The organism is Luedemannella flava, assembly GCF_039528515.1.
GTDB classification, from domain to species: Bacteria; Actinomycetota; Actinomycetes; order Mycobacteriales; family Micromonosporaceae; genus Luedemannella; species Luedemannella flava.
In genome coordinates, this window is the sequence record NZ_BAAALT010000197.1 from 1 (window position 1) to 562 (window position 562).

General features: G+C 81.1%; 1 protein-coding gene. It reads left to right on the top strand.

All coding sequences use genetic code 11. The features are described 5' to 3' along the window. The coding region (locus tag ABD211_RS25490; RefSeq protein WP_344137003.1) for a hypothetical protein at positions 1–562 on the top strand (562 nt) is incomplete at both ends.

Here is a 562-nt window from a genome sequence, read left to right on the forward strand (position 1 = left end):
CCGCCGACGCGACCACCGCCGGTGCGCCCACCGCGGGCGTGCCCGGCGGTCCGACCGGCGCGGACGACTGTCCGGCGGGCGAGTCGCTCGCCGCCGCCGGCGTCGACGTGGCCGGCACCGGCGCGGACGTCACCTGGTGCGCGGTCCTCACGGGCGGCACCCTGTCGCTACGGGTCACGGGCGCCGCGGCGTACCCCGTGCTGGTGAGCCTGGGCCCCGGCGTCACGCCGAAGCGCGGCGCGGCGGCCGACCCCCGCGTGGGTGGCGCCACCGTCGCCGACGCGGTCACCGACGAGCTGGCCCGCACGGGCGTCGGACGCGGCGTCGTGGTGCGCCCCGGCGAGCCCGTGGACCTGGTCATCGACCGCTCCTACGGGGCGGCGACCGTGGTGGGCGCCACCCGCGACCGCGCCGCCGTCGCGGCCGCGCTGTTCGACGCGGGCATCGAGGCGTACGCGGCGACGTACGGCGTACTCGGGCGGTTGGGACTGGTGGAGAACGGCCCGGGCGGCGCCGCGGACCGCACCGCCCGCGCGGCGGGCCGCGCCTGCGCCGCCGGGCT